The sequence below is a fragment of the Actinoplanes sp. NPDC051405 genome (assembly GCF_055586185.1).
The window spans coordinates 22057-39382 of record NZ_JBVJIR010000012.1 but is presented as its reverse complement, the minus strand read 5'-3'; the positions used below and the strand labels follow the sequence as shown (position 1 = coordinate 39382).

13 protein-coding genes are annotated in these 17326 nt (G+C 72.9%); 10 read left to right on the top strand and 3 right to left on the bottom strand.

Features of this window, described 5'->3' with window-relative positions; all coding sequences use genetic code 11:
* Positions 1-23 precede the first annotated feature (23 nt).
* From ACZ6S4_RS24980 to ACZ6S4_RS24965, 4 genes are all read left to right on the top strand, one after another.
* Complete coding sequence (locus ACZ6S4_RS24980) at positions 24-452, top strand: hypothetical protein (RefSeq protein WP_465477219.1); 429 nt, start codon at positions 24-26, stop codon at positions 450-452.
* Complete coding sequence (locus ACZ6S4_RS24975) at positions 449-1309, top strand: methyltransferase domain-containing protein (protein WP_465477218.1); 861 nt, start codon at positions 449-451, stop codon at positions 1307-1309. The genes ACZ6S4_RS24980 and ACZ6S4_RS24975 overlap by 4 nt, the downstream gene beginning before the upstream one ends.
* Before the next feature lie 809 nt (positions 1310-2118).
* Positions 2119-3690, top strand: coding sequence for an RCC1 domain-containing protein (locus ACZ6S4_RS24970; RefSeq protein WP_465477217.1), 1572 nt, complete (start codon positions 2119-2121; stop codon positions 3688-3690).
* A 24-nt stretch (positions 3691-3714) separates the two neighbouring features.
* Complete coding sequence (locus tag ACZ6S4_RS24965) at positions 3715-4194, top strand: GNAT family N-acetyltransferase (RefSeq protein WP_465477216.1); 480 nt, start codon at positions 3715-3717, stop codon at positions 4192-4194.
* 77 nt (positions 4195-4271) lie between these two features.
* On the opposite strand, the gene ACZ6S4_RS24960 is transcribed toward ACZ6S4_RS24965, so the two are convergent.
* Positions 4272-4859: a DUF3455 domain-containing protein gene (locus tag ACZ6S4_RS24960; RefSeq protein WP_465477215.1), complete on the bottom strand. Its 588-nt coding sequence runs from the start codon at positions 4857-4859 to the stop codon at positions 4272-4274.
* Between the two features lie 116 nt (positions 4860-4975).
* Entirely contained in the window at positions 4976-5785 is an 810-nt protein-coding gene (locus ACZ6S4_RS24955) for a hypothetical protein (protein ID WP_465477214.1), read from the bottom strand.
* 448 nt (positions 5786-6233) lie between these two features.
* Between ACZ6S4_RS24955 and ACZ6S4_RS24950 the strand changes: the two genes are divergently transcribed.
* From ACZ6S4_RS24950 to ACZ6S4_RS24925, 6 genes are all read left to right on the top strand, one after another.
* Positions 6234-8087: a ferric reductase-like transmembrane domain-containing protein gene (locus ACZ6S4_RS24950; protein ID WP_465477213.1), complete on the top strand. Its 1854-nt coding sequence runs from the start codon at positions 6234-6236 to the stop codon at positions 8085-8087.
* A 61-nt stretch (positions 8088-8148) separates the two neighbouring features.
* The gene (locus tag ACZ6S4_RS24945) at positions 8149-9621 is read left to right on the top strand and encodes an NADH-ubiquinone oxidoreductase-F iron-sulfur binding region domain-containing protein (RefSeq protein ID WP_433718789.1); all 1473 of its coding nucleotides are present in this window, start codon (positions 8149-8151) and stop codon (positions 9619-9621) included.
* The gene (locus tag ACZ6S4_RS24940; RefSeq protein WP_465477212.1) at positions 9618-10175 is read left to right on the top strand and encodes a TlpA family protein disulfide reductase; all 558 of its coding nucleotides are present in this window, start codon (positions 9618-9620) and stop codon (positions 10173-10175) included. Before ACZ6S4_RS24945 ends, ACZ6S4_RS24940 begins: the two co-directional genes overlap by 4 nt.
* A gap of 39 nt (positions 10176-10214) precedes the next feature.
* Positions 10215-11039: a cytochrome c biogenesis CcdA family protein gene (locus ACZ6S4_RS24935; RefSeq protein WP_465477434.1), complete on the top strand. Its 825-nt coding sequence runs from the start codon at positions 10215-10217 to the stop codon at positions 11037-11039.
* A gap of 2 nt (positions 11040-11041) precedes the next feature.
* Complete coding sequence (locus ACZ6S4_RS24930) at positions 11042-12859, top strand: serine/threonine-protein kinase (RefSeq protein WP_465477211.1); 1818 nt, start codon at positions 11042-11044, stop codon at positions 12857-12859.
* Between the two features lie 155 nt (positions 12860-13014).
* Complete coding sequence (locus tag ACZ6S4_RS24925; protein WP_465477210.1) at positions 13015-14766, top strand: serine/threonine protein kinase; 1752 nt, start codon at positions 13015-13017, stop codon at positions 14764-14766.
* Positions 14767-14809: 43 nt separating this feature from the next.
* On the opposite strand, the gene ACZ6S4_RS24920 is transcribed toward ACZ6S4_RS24925, so the two are convergent.
* Complete coding sequence (locus tag ACZ6S4_RS24920; protein WP_465477209.1) at positions 14810-17278, bottom strand: Tex family protein; 2469 nt, start codon at positions 17276-17278, stop codon at positions 14810-14812.
* Between the last annotated feature and the right edge of the window lie 48 nt (positions 17279-17326).

The following is a 17326-nucleotide window of genomic DNA, read 5'->3' as shown; positions in this document are numbered from 1 at the left end:
GCCGTCCGGCTCGTCCTGGGGTCATGACAGCGAACCTGCGCCGCACGCTCCTGCTCCTGCAAGCCGCCACCGCCCTGTTCGTGGGCGCCTGGGCGGCCGCGGCGCCGGCCTTCTGGTGGCGGTCCTTCCCGGGCGCCGGCCACCACTGGCTGCCGATGCTCGGCACCTACAACGAACACCTGGCCCGCGACGTCGGCGCCCTCTACCTGGCCCTGGCAGTGGTCACCCTGGGCGCGGCGGCCCGGCCCGCCGACGACTTCCTGGTACGGCTGACCGCCCTGGCCTGGCTCGCCTTCTCCGTGCCGCACCTGATCTACCACCTCGGTCACCTGGCCCACTACGCACCGATCGACCAGGCCGGCAACGTGGTGACCCTCAGCCTGGTGACCCTCGTACCGGCCGTGCTGCTGGCCCCCCGCCGAACGAGCCACGGGGCTAGCGTGTCCCGGTGACGACCGACAGATGGGCCAACTGGCTGCTGCGGCACCGCGACGGCGGCTCGGCCGGCCTGCGCTCCCAGTTCGCGCCCCAGCTGACCGCCTACCGCGACGGCGTCCTCGACCGGGCGGCGATATCCCCCGGGGACACGGTCCTCGACGTCGGCACCGGCACCGGGCTGATCGGGCTCGGTGCCCTCGACCGGGTCGGACCGGCCGGCCGGGTCATCTTCAGCGACATCTCCGAGCCCCTGCTGGACGAGTGCCGCCGGCAGGCCGACCCGGCCCGCTCGTCGTTCGTACGGGCGGCAGCCGACGACCTGAGCCCGGTCGCGGACGCCTCGGTGGACGTGGTGACGACCCGGTCGGTGCTGATCTACGTGACCCGCAAGCCGGCGGCCTTCGCCGAGCTGTACCGGGTGCTGCGCCCCGGCGGCCGGCTGTCCGTCTTCGAGCCGATCAACAACTTCGCCGCCCGGATGGGCCGCGACACCCTGCTCGGCCTGGACCCCGCGCCGATCGCCGACCTGATCGCCAAGATCCGCACCGCCTGCACCACGGCGGGGTCGGCGGCGGACGCGATGCTCGACTTCGACGAGCGCGACCTGGTGCGCTGGGCGGGGGAGGCGGGCTTCATCGGGGTACGGCTGGACTACCGCGCGGAGGTCGACATGCCGGGCCCGCCGATCACGGACTGGCCCGCCGTCCGCCGCACAGCGCCGAATCCGTTGGTGCCGACCTACGGGGAGGTGCTCGACACGGCGCTGACCCCGGCTGAGCGGGACCGGTTCGACGCGCACGTCCGGTCGCTGGCGGATGTCCCGACCCGGCACACGGCGGCGACGGCCTACCTGAGCGCTGCCCGGGCTTGATCCCGGCAGCCGGTCGCCGATGGAGGTCCCCATCCGGCACACGGCGGCGACGGCCTACCTGAGCGCTGCCCGGGTTTGACCCCGGCAGCGGGTCGCCGGTGGAGGTCCCCATCCGGCACACCTCGGCGGGCGCCTTGAGCGCGACCCGCCTGGCCCTGTCGACCCGGCGGTCTGTCGCTCGCTGATGTCCCCATATGGCGGCGGCCTACCCGAGCGCGACCAGGAGCTGATGCTGCCAACCCGGCGGCCGGTCGCCCTCAGGCCTGGCCGCCCGAAACACGTCGGCGGCTGCATCCCTGAGCGGGACGCGGGCCGGCCTCCGCACGCCCGGCAGGACGAATAGTACTTTCCGGCTGTCCGGCGCGATTCCGTGTGATTCGCTGGGCCGCATGTGGATCTTCACCCGGCGGGTCGCCGGGGTCGTCGCGGCGGTCGCCCTTGTACCACTGTGGCCCGCGGCCGGGGCGGAGGCCGACCCCGGACCGGAGGCTGTCCACGCGGCCCAGGCTGAGGTGCTCCGGCTGGCCGGCCTGGCCCTCCGCCCGCTGCCCGAGCCGCTCGTCAGCTCGCCGGCGGTAGGCCCGACGGGTCCCCGGGGTGAGCGATTGGTTGGCCCGGCGGCTGGCCCGACGGGCGGGCACAAGGTCGGTCCGAACGGTGCTCGGGCAGGTGGCTCGGCGGCCGGCCCGACGGACGGGCCCGCAGTCGGTTTGCAGGGTGAGCGAGCGGCTGACCCCGCGGTCGGTCGGGCGGGTGAGCGAAAGGCCGGCTCGGCGAGTGAGCCGCCGGTTGATCCGGCGGTCGGCGCGGTGACCGGCTGGGCTCCCGGGCCGTCAGCCGCCGAGTCCGGCCCCGGCGCCGGCCTCACCGCCGTCGGTGGCCGGCACACCTGCGCCGTCGTGCAGTACTCCGATCTCTGGTGCTGGGGCGGCAACGACCATGGCCAGCTCGGCGACGGCACCACCCGCGACTCCGCCCGGCCGGTGCGGGTCACCGCGTCCGGCAAGCTGGCCGAGGCCGCGCGCATCCTCGCCGTCCACTCGGGCAGGGTGCACACGTGTGCGCTCACCCTGGAGTACGCCGCCATGGGGCTGGTCGTCCACTGCTGGGGTGGCAACGACGAGGGGCAGCTGGGCGACGGCAGTTTCGCCGACCGTGGCCGGCCCGCGCAGGTCGCCGGGAACGCCGTGCAGGTCGTCACCGGAGCTGAGCACACCTGCGTGCTCGACGTCGAGCTGACCGTCTCCTGCTGGGGGCGCAACGACGTCGGCCAGCTCGGCTTCGGCACGCTGGGCACCAGTGAGGCCAATCCGCAGCTGGTGCCGGGATTGACCGGCGTCATCGATCTGGCCGCCGGGGACGAGAGCACCTGCGCGCTGGAGCAGAGCGGCAAGGTCTGGTGCTGGGGTTCCGACTCGGACGGTCAGCTCGGGGACGGCGGCGGCGCCGGTGCTCCCGCGCCGAGTCCGGTTGCGGTCGGCGGTGGGCCGTACACGGAGATCAGTGTCGGGGGCCGCCATGCCTGCGCACTCGGGCCGAAGGGTGCCGCCTACTGCTGGGGTGCCGGTGACCGGGGGCAGCTCGGCCGGGGTGGTGACCGCTCTGCGCCGCGGCGGGCCGGTATGCGTGCCTACTCCGGGCTGCGCGCCGGTGGGGATTCCACCTGCGGGCTCACCGGGGGCGGGGCCGCGTACTGCTGGGGCGCCAACGATCATGGGCAGCTTGCGGTCGGTGGCAGCAGCGACCGGGCCTTGGCGGCGCCGGTTGACCGTAGCGGGATCCGGACGTCGACGTTGGTTCGGTTGTTGCTCGGGCGTCCGGCTCCGATCGTCACCGATCTGTCGGTCGGGGCCGATCGCAGCTGTGCCGTGGACGTCTCGCAGGCCGTCTACTGCACCCGTGACGGTGTGCTCAGGGCCGTACCGCTGGCTCCTGGGGTTGTCACGGGGGTGCGGGCCGTGGCCCGGCCCGGTGGTCTGCGGGTCAGCTGGGCCGCACCGGCCACGCCGGGCGCCGACCGGATCGCGGCGTACGTCGCCGTGGCTTTCACCGGCCGGACCCTGGACGGCGGCCGGTCCTGCACCGCCCGCCCCGCGCGGGCCTGCACCGTCACCGGCCTGACCGCGGGCAAGCGCTACACCGTGGTCGTCGCCGCGGTCAGCCACGGCGGGGTCTCCTACAGCGCTCTGGGCCACGGCACGCCGCAGCCGGCCGGGGCGGGGCTGCCGGTCACCGGGCCCGGTCCGCTCGCCGCGGCCGGTGTCGTCCTGCTCACCGCTGGATGGACAGTGCTCAGGGCCGGTCGTTCGGTAGGCTGCCGCCACCGGATCCCAGGTGCGGTGGTGAGCGGGCCCGGCGGCGACGACGCGACGGCGCGGTGATCCGGGCCGGGACAGGAGCGACGGATGGCTGAGCTCGGCCTGCGTGCGGTGCGCGACGACGATCTGGACCTGATCTACGACCAGATGCGTGATCCCGTCGCGGTGCGGATGGCTGCGTTCACCGCCGATGATCCCGACGACCGGGCCGCCTTCGACGCGCACTTCACCCGGATACGCACCGATCCGGAGATCCTGCTGTTCGCGATCACCGTCGACGGCGAGCTGGCCGGCACGGTGGCCAGTTTCCCGGTCGGTGACGACACCGAGATCACGTACTGGCTGGACCGGGCCCAGTGGGGGCGCGGCATCGCCACCCGCGCCGTGGAGCTGCTGCTCGATCTGGAGCCGGTGCGGCCGATCACCGCCCGGGCGGCCAGTGACAACGCCGGCTCGCTGGCGGTGCTGCGCAAGGTGGGCTTCCGGCCGGTCGGCAAGGAGGTCGCGTACGCGACCGCCCGCGGCGAGGAGATCGAGGAGACGGTCCTGCGCCTCGACGAACCCTGACGAGAGATGCCGGTGCACCGCCGCATCGGCGGGGCACCGGCATCCGGCCCCTCGGAAAGGTCAGTGGTTCGCGGTGGTCAGCTCTTCTTGAAGAAGCGGTACACCGCCTGGTACGACACCGAGGTCGTCGCGCCGGTGGTGCAGGCCGTGGCCGGGGCGACGCCGCCGACCGTGGACAGGCGCTGGATGAAGGTGACGTCGCCGAAGACGCCGGGGCCGCGGCTGGCCTTCGCCGTGACGAGCAGCTGCGGGATGCTGTTCGGGGTCGCCGACGGCGCCGAGACCGGACCGGTGCCCTCGACCAGCGAGCCGTCGTCGGGCGATTGCCAGCTCGGGCCGCGGAAGTGCAGCGCGGAGGCCACCTTGACCGGGCTCAGGGTGATGCCGGTCAGCGACGCGGCCGGCTCAATCAGGGTCCACTTGGTGTCCGTGCAGCCGTAGACCTGCACGCCCTTGGCCCGGAAGACCGAGGTCAGGGTGTTGCCCGCCGGAGGGACCAGGTTGGCCGGCACGGTGATGGCGCCGCCGAGGAAACGGTCCGCCGCGCTCGCCGCGGAGACGGGGGCGGGCTTGTCGTCGGCGAAGGAGACACCGGCGGAAATTCCGACGAGCGCCAGAGCGGCCGCGCCGACCCCGGCCGAGATACGGACAGACTTGGTCTTCAAGAATCCTCCACAGTAGGGCGTAGCGCCCGACCCACCCTAGGGCTACTGTCCGCGACGGTGTCTTAACTGCGGTTGAAGTCTTCCGCAGGTTTACCCCAGGAAGTTGTGGAGGAAGATCAGTTGGTGGGGTAGAAGCCGGTCGGCAGATCGCTGCCGTGTTTCGGTGCCCGGCCGCGCATGCGCAGCCGCAGCAGCAGCCCGACCCCGAGGAAGACCAGGATCCCGCCGACGATCAGGCCGGCGCCCAGCAGGCTGGGGGTGCCGCTGTTGCTGCCGGTCGGCACCGCGGCGACGTCCACGTCCGTGTCGGTGGGTTCCGGCTCGGCGGTGGCCTCGTCGTCCGCCTCCTCCGGTTCGGCGGACTCGCTCGGTGACGGGCTGGCCGAGGGACTGGGCGACTCGCTCTCCTCCGGCTCCTCCTGCTCGCCCTTGACCTCGCTGCGCGAGCTCGTCTCCTGCAGCAGGGTGCGGCCCGCGTTGAAGGCCTGCGCGCGGAAGGTGACCCGGCCCGGCTCGGCCTCGTCGTCGAAGGCGATCTGGTAGCGGGCGGTCACCGTACGGCCCCGGCAGAGCTGGCCCGGGTCGAGCTGCACGTCGGTGATCCGGGCGGTGCCGGCGGCCACGTTCTGCACCTGGACGGGGAAGTCGCCGTCCTCGTCGCGGGCCACCTCCACCTCGTCCAGGCCCGGCCCGTCCACCTCGATGAGCAGCGACCAGCGCACCTTCAGGCACCGGTTCTGCTCGCTGGTGGCGACCACGGTGACCTGTCGTGCGTCGGCCCCCGCGGTGAAGGTGCGGGGCAGCTCGGTGATCTCGACCTGGAAGCCCGGCTCGACCGCGGAAGCCCGACCGGGCATGATCAGGGTCGCGGCCGTGGCGGCCAGGATGGCGCACAGCAGAGCAGCGCGATGCCGCACAGCAATCATCTCCTCACGCTATGGCGTCAACTTGCACGCACGTGAGGTAGTTCGGGAGGGCCGCGCGAAAGGTTCACCCCGGACCGGTGATTCCCACCTCGATAACACTTTATTTTTGCCTTAGCCCCGGGTTTCTGGACGGTGTCTTGCCTGGTCAAGGCACTTCCGAGGGAGATCGCTAGCATGCTCGCGCAAACTTCGCGGCAAAGAACTTCCCGAACGTTCATCCGAACCCAGGCCGCACACGTAGATGGGGGAGGGCAGGAGACCGGCTTTCACACAGGGTGAGGAAGGGCAGGCCGCCGGTAGACCGGCCCGACAGTAATGAGCGCGGGGCATCCCCCACGGATGCCGGCGTCCCGACCGCCCAGGACGGACGCCGTACCGCTGCGGAGAACGAGGAGTTATGGCCCGGACGAAGATGAACCAGCGATCCGCCAGTCGTGTGGACGTCCCGATGAGCGCTACCGGCGGCCGGACACCGCCGTCGATGATCACCTACGCGGTGCTCGGCGTCTCCGTCCTTGCCGCGCTCTGGGCCGCCGCGATGCTGACCCCGGCCGGCCAGAAGGCCTACGTGTACGTCTTCGCCTACACCGAGTTCTACGTGGGTGTCGTCGCCCTCGTCTCGCTCTCGATCACCATCATGGTGGGACTGGTCGCCACCGACCGGCTGGTCCTGTCGATCCGCCAGCGGGTGCTGCTGCAGTCCGCGCACCGCACCACCGGCGTGATCGCGGTCGTGGCCCTCTTCTTCCACGTGTGGACGAAGGTGGCGATGAACTACATCGGCGTGATGGACGTGTTCGTCCCGTTCCTGGCGCCGAACAAGACGATGCTCATCGGCTTCGGCACCCTCTCCGGTTACATCATGGTGATGGTGATGTGGACCGGCATCGCCCGGTCCCGCTTCGTCGGCAAGGGCAAGCCCTGGATGTGGCGGGGCATCCACGCGATCTCGTACCTGATGTGGCCGATCGCCCTGCTGCACGGCCTCGGCGCCGGGCGCGAGGCCAAGCCGTGGGTGATCGTCTCCTACATCATCTGCATCCTGATGGTGCTGGTCGGCCTGGCCGTGCGCCTCTCCGTGCGGCTGAACCGCCGCAAGGACTTCGCGTCGCAGGCCGGCACCGGCACCGGCAAGATCCAGCCGGTCGGCAAGCTGGTCCCCACCACCACCCCGAGCATCAAGGGCCGGGGCAAGAGCCGCCGCGACGACGCGGTCGTCGTCGACGGGTCGGCCGCACTGGCCACCTGGACGCCCGCCGCTCGCGCCACGGGCGCGCCGCCGCCGGCCGAGACCGCCGCCAAGCCCGTCAGTGCCCCCGCGAGCGCGCCGATCAGCGTCCCGCCGGAGCCGGGGCGCCGCCCGCGCCGCGGCGTCGACGACGAGGAGCGGGTCCGCCGCCGCCGTGACTTCGACGACGCCCCCACCCAGCGGTGGGAGTTCGAGGAGGACGACCTGCCGGCGCCGCGCTCACGCCGCTACGCCGAGGAGGACGCCCCGGCGCCCCGTCAGCGCCGCGCCGCCGAGAGCTTCGACGAGCCGACCAGCGCCATGTCGCGCCGGGCCCTCGACGAGGGTTTGCGCAGCTACGCCGACGAGGACGAGGTGCCCGAGCCGCGGGGCCGCCGCCGGGCCGGTGGCCCGTACGCCGAGGAGCCCCCGGCCCGCTCGCGCCGCTACGCCGGCACCGAGTTCGAGGACGAGGCCCCGGCCCGGTCCCGGCGCTACGCCGGCACCGAGTTCGAGGACGAGGCCCCGGTCCGCGGCCGGCGCTACGCCGACGAGGACGACATTCCCGCGCCACGTTCCCGGCGCGTCGTCGAGGACGAAGCGCCGCGCTCCCGGCGTTACGCCGCCGACGACGACGTCCCGGCACCGCGGCAGCGGCGCTACGTCGAGGACGACCGGTACGAGGAGGCGCCGCCACCGCGGCGGCGGTCCGCCCGCTACCCGGACGACGAGCCGCCGCGGCCGTCCCGCTCGTCGCGTTACACCGACGATGTCGAGACTGCGCCCCGGACCCGGCGCGACCGGGGCGCCGACGTCGACAGCGCCGACTCGGGACGACACAGCCGCAGTGAGTTCGTGGACCTGGCCGGGGCGCCGCGCGCGGTGGCCGGTCCGGACCTGGAACCCGACGAGACGCCGACCCTGGTCGACATGGCGTCGCGCCGGGCCCGCCGGGCGACCCAGCCGGAACCCGCCCGAGCGGCGAGCCGGGGGGCTCGCCGCGGCAGCAGGGGCAGAACCGACGAATCGGCTGACGACGTGTACTGGCGTCAGCTGCGAGGGGAAGCACAGTGACTGAGCGCGCCATCGACCGGATCGCCCGCCGCGGCGATGCCACCCGCAGCGGGGCATCGTCTTGAGCGCCGATCTGGTCCCTCCGGTCACCAGCATCGGGACACCGCGGATCACCGCGGGCTTCGACGAGTACGGCCGCCTGGACCTGATCGCGCACCAGGAGGTGCACGGCGGCTTCGCGGCGCTGTCCAGCGGTGAGCTGATCGGTCTGGCCGACCGGATCGAGCTGCGCGGCCGCGGCGGGGCCGGGTTCCCGTTCGCCCGCAAGGTGCGCGCGGTGCTCGACTCCTGCCAGCGTCAGGACCTGCCGCCGGTGATCGTCGTCAACGCCACCGAGGGCGAGCCGCCGTCCTGGAAGGACAAGGCCGTGCTCACCCGCGGCCCGCACCTGATCCTGGACGGCGCGGCCCTGGCCGCCGCCGCGCTCGACGCCGAGGAGATCGTGATCGGCATCGCCGACGACGGCATCGGCCAGGATTCGCTGGCCGCGGCCCTGGCCGAGCGCCGGATGCCGGTGCCGACCCGGATCGTCACCGTCCCGCACCGGTTCATCTCCGGCGAGGGCGGCGCGCTGGTCCGCGGCATCAACGGCGAGGCGCACATCCCACCCGGCCGCAAGGTCCGCTCCAGCGACAACGGCGTCGGCGGGCTGCCCACCCTGCTCTCCAACGCCGAGACGTACTCGCAGCTGGCCATCGCGGCCCGGCTGGGCCCGTGGGAGTACAACGCGGTCGGCATCCCCGAGGAGCCCGGCACGGTCATGCTGACCGTCGGGGGCTCGGCCACCGCGCCCGCCGTGATCGAGGCACCGACCGGCACGCCGCTGATGGACGTGCTCACCATGTGCGGGGCCGACATCGGTCCGGGCCTGCTGGTCGGCGGCTACCACGGCAAGTGGATCAGCGCCGAGGCGGCGAAGACGGTGACCATCTCCCGTAAGGGCTTCGCCAAGGTCGGCGGCACGCTGGGCGCTGGCATGCTGATCCCGATCGGCTCGACGACCTGCCCGCTGGGCGAGGTCGCCCAGGTCACGCAGTACCTGGCCGGGGAGTCGGCCGGTCAGTGCGGACCGTGCCGGCTCGGCCTGCCCGACCTGGCCCGCGCGGTGACCCTGGTGGCGCTGGGCGGCAGCGCGCTGGAGAACGTCCGCCAGGCGGCCGGTGTGGTGAAGGGCCGTGGTGCCTGCAGCCACCCCGACGGCACGGCCCGGTTCGCGCTGTCGGCGCTCGAGGTCTTCGCCCGTGACGTGGAGCTGCACGCCAACGGGGAGGGCTGCGGCAAGCAGGTGCGCGGCGTCCTGCCGCTGCCGTACCACACCGATCAGGGGGCGCGGAAGCTCGCGGTGGACTGGTCGCGCTGCGACGGTCACGGTCTCTGCTCGGCGGTCGCCCCGGAGATCATCCGGCTGGACGCGAACGGCTTCCCGGCGTTCCCGCAGACGCCGCTGCCGCCGTGGCTGGAGAACGGTGCGCGCAAGGCGGTCAACGTGTGCCCGGCGCTGGCGCTGCGGCTGACAGAAGCGGTGAAGAAGTGACCCGGCTGCTGTCCGGGCTGGTCGCCGGGATCTGCCTCGGGCTCCTCGCCGGGTGTGGCCCGGCGGCCTCCGAGCCGGTCGCGGCGTCGCAGCCGGCGCCGGCCGCGCCACCGGCGAGCGCTGCCGCGGAGCCGGTCGCGCCCGTGACGGTGCCGGCGTCGCTGAAGTTCACGGGTAAGACCCTGGACGGCAAGGCCTTCGACGCGGCGACCATGGCCGGCAAGCCGACGATCCTGTGGTTCTGGGCGCCCTGGTGCGCGACCTGCGCGAGCGAGGCCATGTCGATCGCCGACCTGCAGCAGGAGTACGCGGGCCGGCTCAACATCCTCGGCATCGCGGGCCTGGGCAACAACAAGGACATGCACGAGTTCGTCGCCGACCTGGAGGTGGGCGCGGTGCCGCACCTGGACGACGAGCCGGGCAAGCTGTGGAAGAAGTTCGGCATCACACAGCAGAGCACCTACGTGATCCTCGACCGGGCGGGCCGGATCGTCACCACCGACTATCTGGACGATCTGCAGCTGACCACCAAGGTCAAGTCGCTGGTGGCGTGAGCCGTGCGGGCGACGTTGCTGCTCGCGCTGACCGCCGGGATGCTCGGTGCGGTGAACCCGTGCGGCTTCGCGTTGCTGCCCGCGTACCTCTCGGTCCTGGTTGCCGGCGATGAGCCGCGACCCGCGGGCGGCGGTCCGGCCGCAGTGGGCCGGGCGTTGCGCTGCACGGTCGCCCTGACCACCGGTTATGTCCTGGTCTTCGGGGTGTTCGGGCTGCTGCTGGCCCCGCTGACCGGGTGGCTGATGCCCCGGCTGCCGTGGCTCACCGTGGTCTTCGGGGCCGGGCTGGTGATCCTCGGCGGCTGGTTGCTCGCCGGGCGGTCCCTGCCGGCCCCCGGCCGGGGGATGCGGGCGCCGCGCCTCACCGGGACGGCCGCGTCGATGGTCCTGTTCGGCATGGCCTATGCGATCGCCTCGCTCGGCTGCGCGATCGGGCCGTTCCTGGCCATCGTCGTCTCCAGCCTGCGCGCCGGCTCCACCGTCGAGGGGGTGGGCCTGTTCGTCAGTTACGCGGCCGGGATGGGTCTCGTGATCGGCGTGACCGCCCTCGCCGTCGCTCTGGTCCGGGTCTCCGCGGTGTCGCGCCTGCGCCGGGCGGCGGCTTTCGTGCCCCGGATCGGCGGCGCGGTGCTGGTCGTCGCCGGAGCGTACGTGGCCTACTACGGATGGTACGAGCTGCGCCTTGTCAAGGATCTGAGGACTTCCGGGCAGGATCCGATCGTGAATCTTGCCTCGAATCTCCAGCGCGAGTTGAGTGGTGTGGTCGGCCGGCTCGGCGCGGGATGGTTCGTGCTCCTGCTCGCCGCGCTGGTCCTGACGGCGCTCCTGCTGTCGCGGCGCCGTCGTACCTCAGTGGGGAGTTGACCGTGGACACCGCGTACCGCGTGACTCCGCTGCGCCGTGGGGACCCGGAGCAGCTGGGCGAGTACTGGCTCACCGGCCGGCTCGGCTCGGGCGGCATGGGCGTGGTCTACCTGGCGACCGACCGCGACGACAACTACGTGGCCATCAAGCTGGTGCACGCGGCCCTGGTCAACGACCCGGAGTTCCGCGGGCGCTTCCGCAGCGAGGTGGAACGGGCCCGGCAGGTGCCGTCGTTCTGCACGGCCGAGGTGCTCGACGCGGACCTGGACCACAACCCGCCGTACCTGGTGGTCGAGTACGTCGACGGCCCGAGCCTGGGCGAGGTGGTGGAGGAACGCGGCCCGCTGCGCGCGGCGGCCCTGCACTCGCTGGCGGTCGGGGTGGCGACCGCGCTGACCGGCATCCACGGCGCCGGGGTCATCCACCGTGACCTGAAGCCGGACAACGTGCTGCTGGCCCCGGGCAGCCCCAAGGTCATCGACTTCGGCATCGCCCGGGCCTTCGAGGCGACCAGCCAGCACACCCGTACGGACCAGATGGTCGGCACGGTCGCCTACATGGCCCCCGAGCGCTTCTCCTCCGAGCCGGGCACGCCGCTGACGGCCGCCGCGGACATCTTCGCCTGGGGCTGTGTCGTCGCCTACGCCGGCACCGGCCGCACGCCGTTCCACGGAGACTCGCCGCCGGCGACCGCGGCCCGGATCCTCACCCAGCCACCGCACCTGAACGGGCTGCCCGAGTCGCTGCGGGACATCGTCGCCCTGTCCCTGTCGAAGGACCCCGAGGAGCGGCCGACCGCCCGCGAACTGCTCGACATGCTGCTGGGCGACGACCAGCGCGGCGCGCGCCCGCCGGCCCGTCAGCGCACCACGGTGTTCAGCGCCCCCGTCGTCGCGGCCCCGCCGGTCGTGCCCCGGTATGTCGAGTCCGACGACAGCTACCCGCCCCGCCCCTACGCCACCGACCACTACTCCCGCGGTGAGGTGCCCGCCGGTAGGCGACGGCCGCGGGGCCATCGGCTGCTCGCCGTACTGGCCGTCCTGCTGGTCGTCGCGGGCGTGGCCACGGTGGCGCTGGTCCTCAACGCGCAGCGCGGCGCCGGCGATCCGTCGATCACGGGAGGATCCCCGCGCGGTGGCGCTGCCGCCGGCGTCGAGCAGTCCACCGGGCAGGACGGGGCAGCGGCCCCGGAGAGCCCGCCGCCCACCGAGCCGGCCGACTACGAGGACGACGACGGCGCGGACCGGACCCCGGTGGAGCCGGACGGCGGCGAGCCGATCATCCAGGACGCGCTGAACCGGCCCGGCCAGTGGCTGGACAGCGAGATCCGGGAACAGAACGCCAACTGCTTCACCCGCGGCGTGATGCGCGCCGCCCGGGTGGACCGCGGCACGTACCAGTGCGTCGGCCCGGACGAGTCGATCGCGGACGACTTCGGCGTGGAGGTGACCACCGCGCTGCAGTCGGCGGGCAGCTGCGCGGCGATCTGGTTCCACTGGGACCCGCGGCGCGGCGGGCAGGTGCTGCGCGTCTGCCAGAACGAGATGTCGGTGGCGGCGGACCGGCCGGACGACCGCCGGGTCTACGGGCGGGTCCCGCTCGACCAGCGGATCGACCTGCGCGAGTCGGTCCGCGTGCACCTGGTGGTCCGCGAGGGCGAGGCCCAGGTCTTCCGCGGCGGTGACTTCGCCGGCGCGGTGCGGCTGCCCAAGGACGGGCCGGAGCAGGGTCAGGTGCTGCTGGGCCTGAGCGTCGAGGCCGTCGACACCGACCCGCCGTACGCGGTGACCTTCGCCGACGTGGACATCCGGTCCTTCTGACGGTCGCCCTGACGCATCGGTGCCGATGGTGATCTGTGTCGGTTGTGCGCCAACCGGCGGACAGGTCTTCGCAGGCGATGACAAGGCCCTATAGGGTGACCTTTCCTGTCGGGGGTGGGGCGGCGTCATGCCGCGGGGGCGTAGGAGTAAACGGCATGTCGGACGAGCGGACCAGCCCGCTGCGCCCGCGTGACCCTCGCCGGCTCGGTTCGTACGAACTGCTCAGCCGGCTCGGTGAGGGCGGCATGGGCACGGTCTATCTGGCCCGCAGCGCCGCCGGGGTGCTCGTCGCGGTCAAGGTGGTCCGGGCCGACCTCGCGCCGGATGACGCGTTCCGGCGCCGGTTCCGCAGCGAGGTCAACCGGGTCCGCCAGGTGCCGCCGTTCTGCACCGCCGAGGTGCTCGACGCCGACCCCGACCACGAGCAGCCCTACCTGGTCGTCGAGTACGTCGACGGGCCGAGCCTGGCCGAAGTGGTCGAGGAGCGCGGCCCGCTCACCGCGTCCAATCTGCACAGTGTGGCGATCGGGGTGGCGACCGCGCTGACCGCCATCCACGGCGCCGGCGTCATCCACCGCGATCTCAAGCCGCGCAACGTCCTGCTGGCTCCGGGTAGCCCCAAGGTCATCGACTTCGGCATCGCCCGGGCGATGGAGGCGACCAGCGCGCACACCAGCACCGACCAGATGGTCGGCACGGTGGCGTACATGGCGCCCGAGCGGTTCGGCCCCGACCTGGACGTGCCGCTCACCCCGGCCGCCGACGTGTTCGCCTGGGGCGGCGTGGTGGCGTACGCGGGCACCGGCCGCACCCCGTTCAGCGCCGACTCCCCGCCGGCGACCGCGGCCCGGATCCTGACCCAGCCGCCGGACCTGTCCGGGCTCAGCGGCCCCCTGCGCGACCTCATCGCTCACGCGCTGGAGAAGGACCCGGCCAACCGTCCCAGCGCCCGTGAGCTGCTGGATCTGCTGGTCGACGGCCCGCAGCGCCCGGCCGCCTCCGGGGCCGCGCTCGACCACCAGCCCGGCCTGCGGTTCGCCGCGCAGGAGGCGCAGGCGGTCACCGGCGTGCACCCCGCGGCGCTGCTCACCGAGGTCACCGCGGCGCCCACCCTGATCGGCTACTCGGAGAACTCGATCGTCACCCAGCCGGTGCCGACCTCACCGGCCGCCCCCGACACGCCGTTCACCCACGACCCCACGCCACGCCGGCCGTGGGTGCTGCCCGCCGCGGTGGTCCTGCTGGTCCTGGCGATGCTGGCGGTCGGCGGGGTGGTGGCGACGCTGTGGCCGGGCGGCACCGGCACCGGCGCCACGATCGACCCGCGCGTCGAGGAGTCCGAGCAGACCGTGCTGCTCTCGGACCCGCTGACCGGGCAACGCCTCTGGCAGGCCACGTCACTGGAGGACGAGCAGGCCGGGTGCTCGTTCGACGGCGGCCTGGTGGTCAGCCGCGCGACCCGCGGCGTCTTCCGCTGCCGCGGGCCGGAGGACTACGAACCCCCGGACGTGCAGGCCGAGGTCAAGGTCCGGCTGCTGACCCCGGACAGCTGCGCGTCCATCTGGATGCGGTTCGCGCAGAACCGCGGCTATCAGGTACGCGTCTGCGAACGCAACGTGTACGTCGGCACCCACAAGTCGACCACCACCGAGGTCTACAAGACGTTCCCGCTCGACGACCGCCCGATCGACGTCGGCGCACCGGCAACCGTGATCACGGTGAGCGTCGTCGGCGAGACCCTCGAGGTGCTGCGCGACGGCGAGCTGCTCGGTGCCGTACCGGTGCAGGACAAGGACATCCGCGGCGGGCGGGTCGTGCTCGGCATCTTCACCGAGCGCAGCGCGCCGGTGAAGGGGCCGTACCAGGTCGCCTTCAACGACATCAAGATCTGGCCGATCGACCGCTGAGCGGCCCGGTGCGGTGGAAGCGCGCCGGGCCCTTTTCGCGGGGTCAGTCCTTGGTGAGGCCGGCGCGGCGCAGGGCGTCGGCCATCGCGCTGTTGCCGAAGCTGTTGCCGCCGGCGGGCGCCTGGCCGCCGGAGCGCTGCGCCCCGCCGCCCTGCCGCTGACCGCCCTGGCCTCGACCGCCCTGACCTCGACCGCCCTGGCTGCTCTGGCCGCCCTGGCCGCCTTGCCGGGGCTGCCCACCCTGCCGAGGCTGCCCGCCCTGACGAGGCTGGCCGCCCTGCCGGGGCTGACCACCACCCGGCCGGGCCTCACGCGGCTCACGCGGCGCGCGCTGCTCCGGCTTGTCCTCGAGCTTCATGGTCAGCGAGATCCGCTTGCGCGCCTCGTCGACCTCCACCACCCGCACCTTCACGACGTCGCCGGACTTGACCACCTCGCGCGGGTCCTTCACGTACGTGTTGGACAGCGCCGACACGTGCACCAGGCCGTCCTGGTGCACGCCGACGTCGACGAACGCGCCGAACGCCGCCACGTTGGTCACCACGCCCTCCAGGATCATGCCGGGGCGCAGGTCCGCGATCTTCTCGACGCCGTCGGCGAACGTCGCCGTGGTGAACGCCGGGCGCGGGTCCCGTCCCGGCTTCTCCAGCTCGCGCAGGATGTCCGTGACGGTCGGCAGGCCGACCGTGTCGGTGACGAACTTCTCCGGGCGCAGGGCGCGCAGCAGCGGGCTGTTGCCGATCACCGTCTTCAGGTCGGCGCCGGCGGTGGCCAGGATGGTCCGGACCACCGGGTACGACTCGGGGTGCACACTGGACGCGTCCAGCGGGTCGTCGCCGTCCGGGATGCGCAGGAAGCCCGCGCACTGCTCGAACGCCTTCGGGCCGAGCCGGGCGACCTTCTTGATCTGGGAGCGGTTCTTGAACGGGCCGTTGGCGTCGCGGTGCATGACGATGTTCTCGGCCAGGCCCGCGCCGATGCCCGACACCCGGGTCAGCAGCGGAGCCGACGCGGTGTTGACGTCCACCCCGACCGCGTTCACACAGTCCTCGACCACCGCGTCCAGCGACTTCGACAGCTTCACCTCGGACAGGTCGTGCTGGTACTGCCCGACGCCGATCGACCGGGGGTCGATCTTCACGAGCTCCGCGAGCGGGTCCTGCAGGCGCCGGGCGATGGACACTGCTCCGCGCAGTGAGACGTCCATCCCGGGCAGTTCCTGCGACGCGTACGCCGAAGCGGAGTACACCGACGCACCGGCCTCGGACACCATGACCTTGGTGAGCCCGAGCTCAGGGTGCAGCTTGATCAGATCGGCCGCCAGCCGGTCGGTCTCCCGCGAGGCGGTGCCGTTGCCGATCGCCACCAGGTCGACCTTGTGCTCGTGGGCCAGCGTGGCCAGGGTGTGCAGCGACTGGTCCCACTTGTTCTGCGGGACGTGCGGGTAGATCGTCGAGGTGGCGACACACTTGCCGGTCGAGTCGACGATCGCCACCTTGACACCGGTGCGGAAGCCGGGGTCGAGGCCCATCGTCGTACGGCTGCCGGCCGGGGCCGCCAGCAGCAGGTCGCGCAGGTTGGCCGCGAAGACGCGTACCGCCTCGTCCTCGGCCGCCTGCCAGAGCCGGACCCGCAGGTCCGCGCCCAGGTGGATGAGGATCCTGGTCCGCCACGCCCAGCGCACGGTGTCCAGCAGCCAGCGGTCTCCGGCCCGGCCGTGGTCGGTGATGCCGAATCGGCCGGCCACGGAAGCCTCGAATGACGACGGCGAAGCGGGATCGGCGCCCTCCTCGGGCTCCATGGTCAGGTCGAGCACGTCCTCCTTCTCGCCGCGGAACATGGCGAGGATGCGGTGCGAGGGCAGCTTGGTGAACGGCTCGGCGAAGTCGAAGTAGTCCGCGAACTTCGCGCCCTCGGTCTCCTTGCCCTCGCGGACCTTGGCGATCAGCCGGCCCTTGGTCCACATGCGTTCGCGCAGCTCACCGATCAGGTCGGGGTCCTCGGCGAAGCGCTCGATCAGGATCGCCCGGGCACCGTCGAGCGCCGCGGTCACGTCCGCCACGCCCTTTTCGGCGTCCACGTAGGCCGCCGCCTCGGCCTTCGGGTCCCTGGTGGCGTCGCCGAGCAGCAGGTCGGCCAGCGGCTCCAGGCCGGCCTCGCGGGCGATCTGGGCCCGGGTCCGGCGCTTGGGCTTGAACGGCAGGTAGATGTCCTCGAGCCGGGCCTTGGACTCCGCGGCGAGGATCTGCGCCTCGAGGGCGTCGTCGAGCTTGCCCTGCGAGCGGATCGACTCGAGCACGGCCGCGCGACGGTCCTCGAGCTCCCGCAGATAGCCGAGCCGCTCCTCGAGCGTGCGCAGCTGCTGGTCGTCGAGGGTGCCGGTGACCTCCTTGCGGTAACGGGCGATGAACGGCACGGTGGCTCCGCCGTCCAGCAGGTCGACCGCCGCGGTCACCTGTCCCTCGCGGACCCCGAGCTCACTCGCAATGCGCTGATGGATGCTGGTCGTCACGCCACGATTGTGACCGAGGCGCCCGGTGCTTGTCGCGCCGCCCCGCGA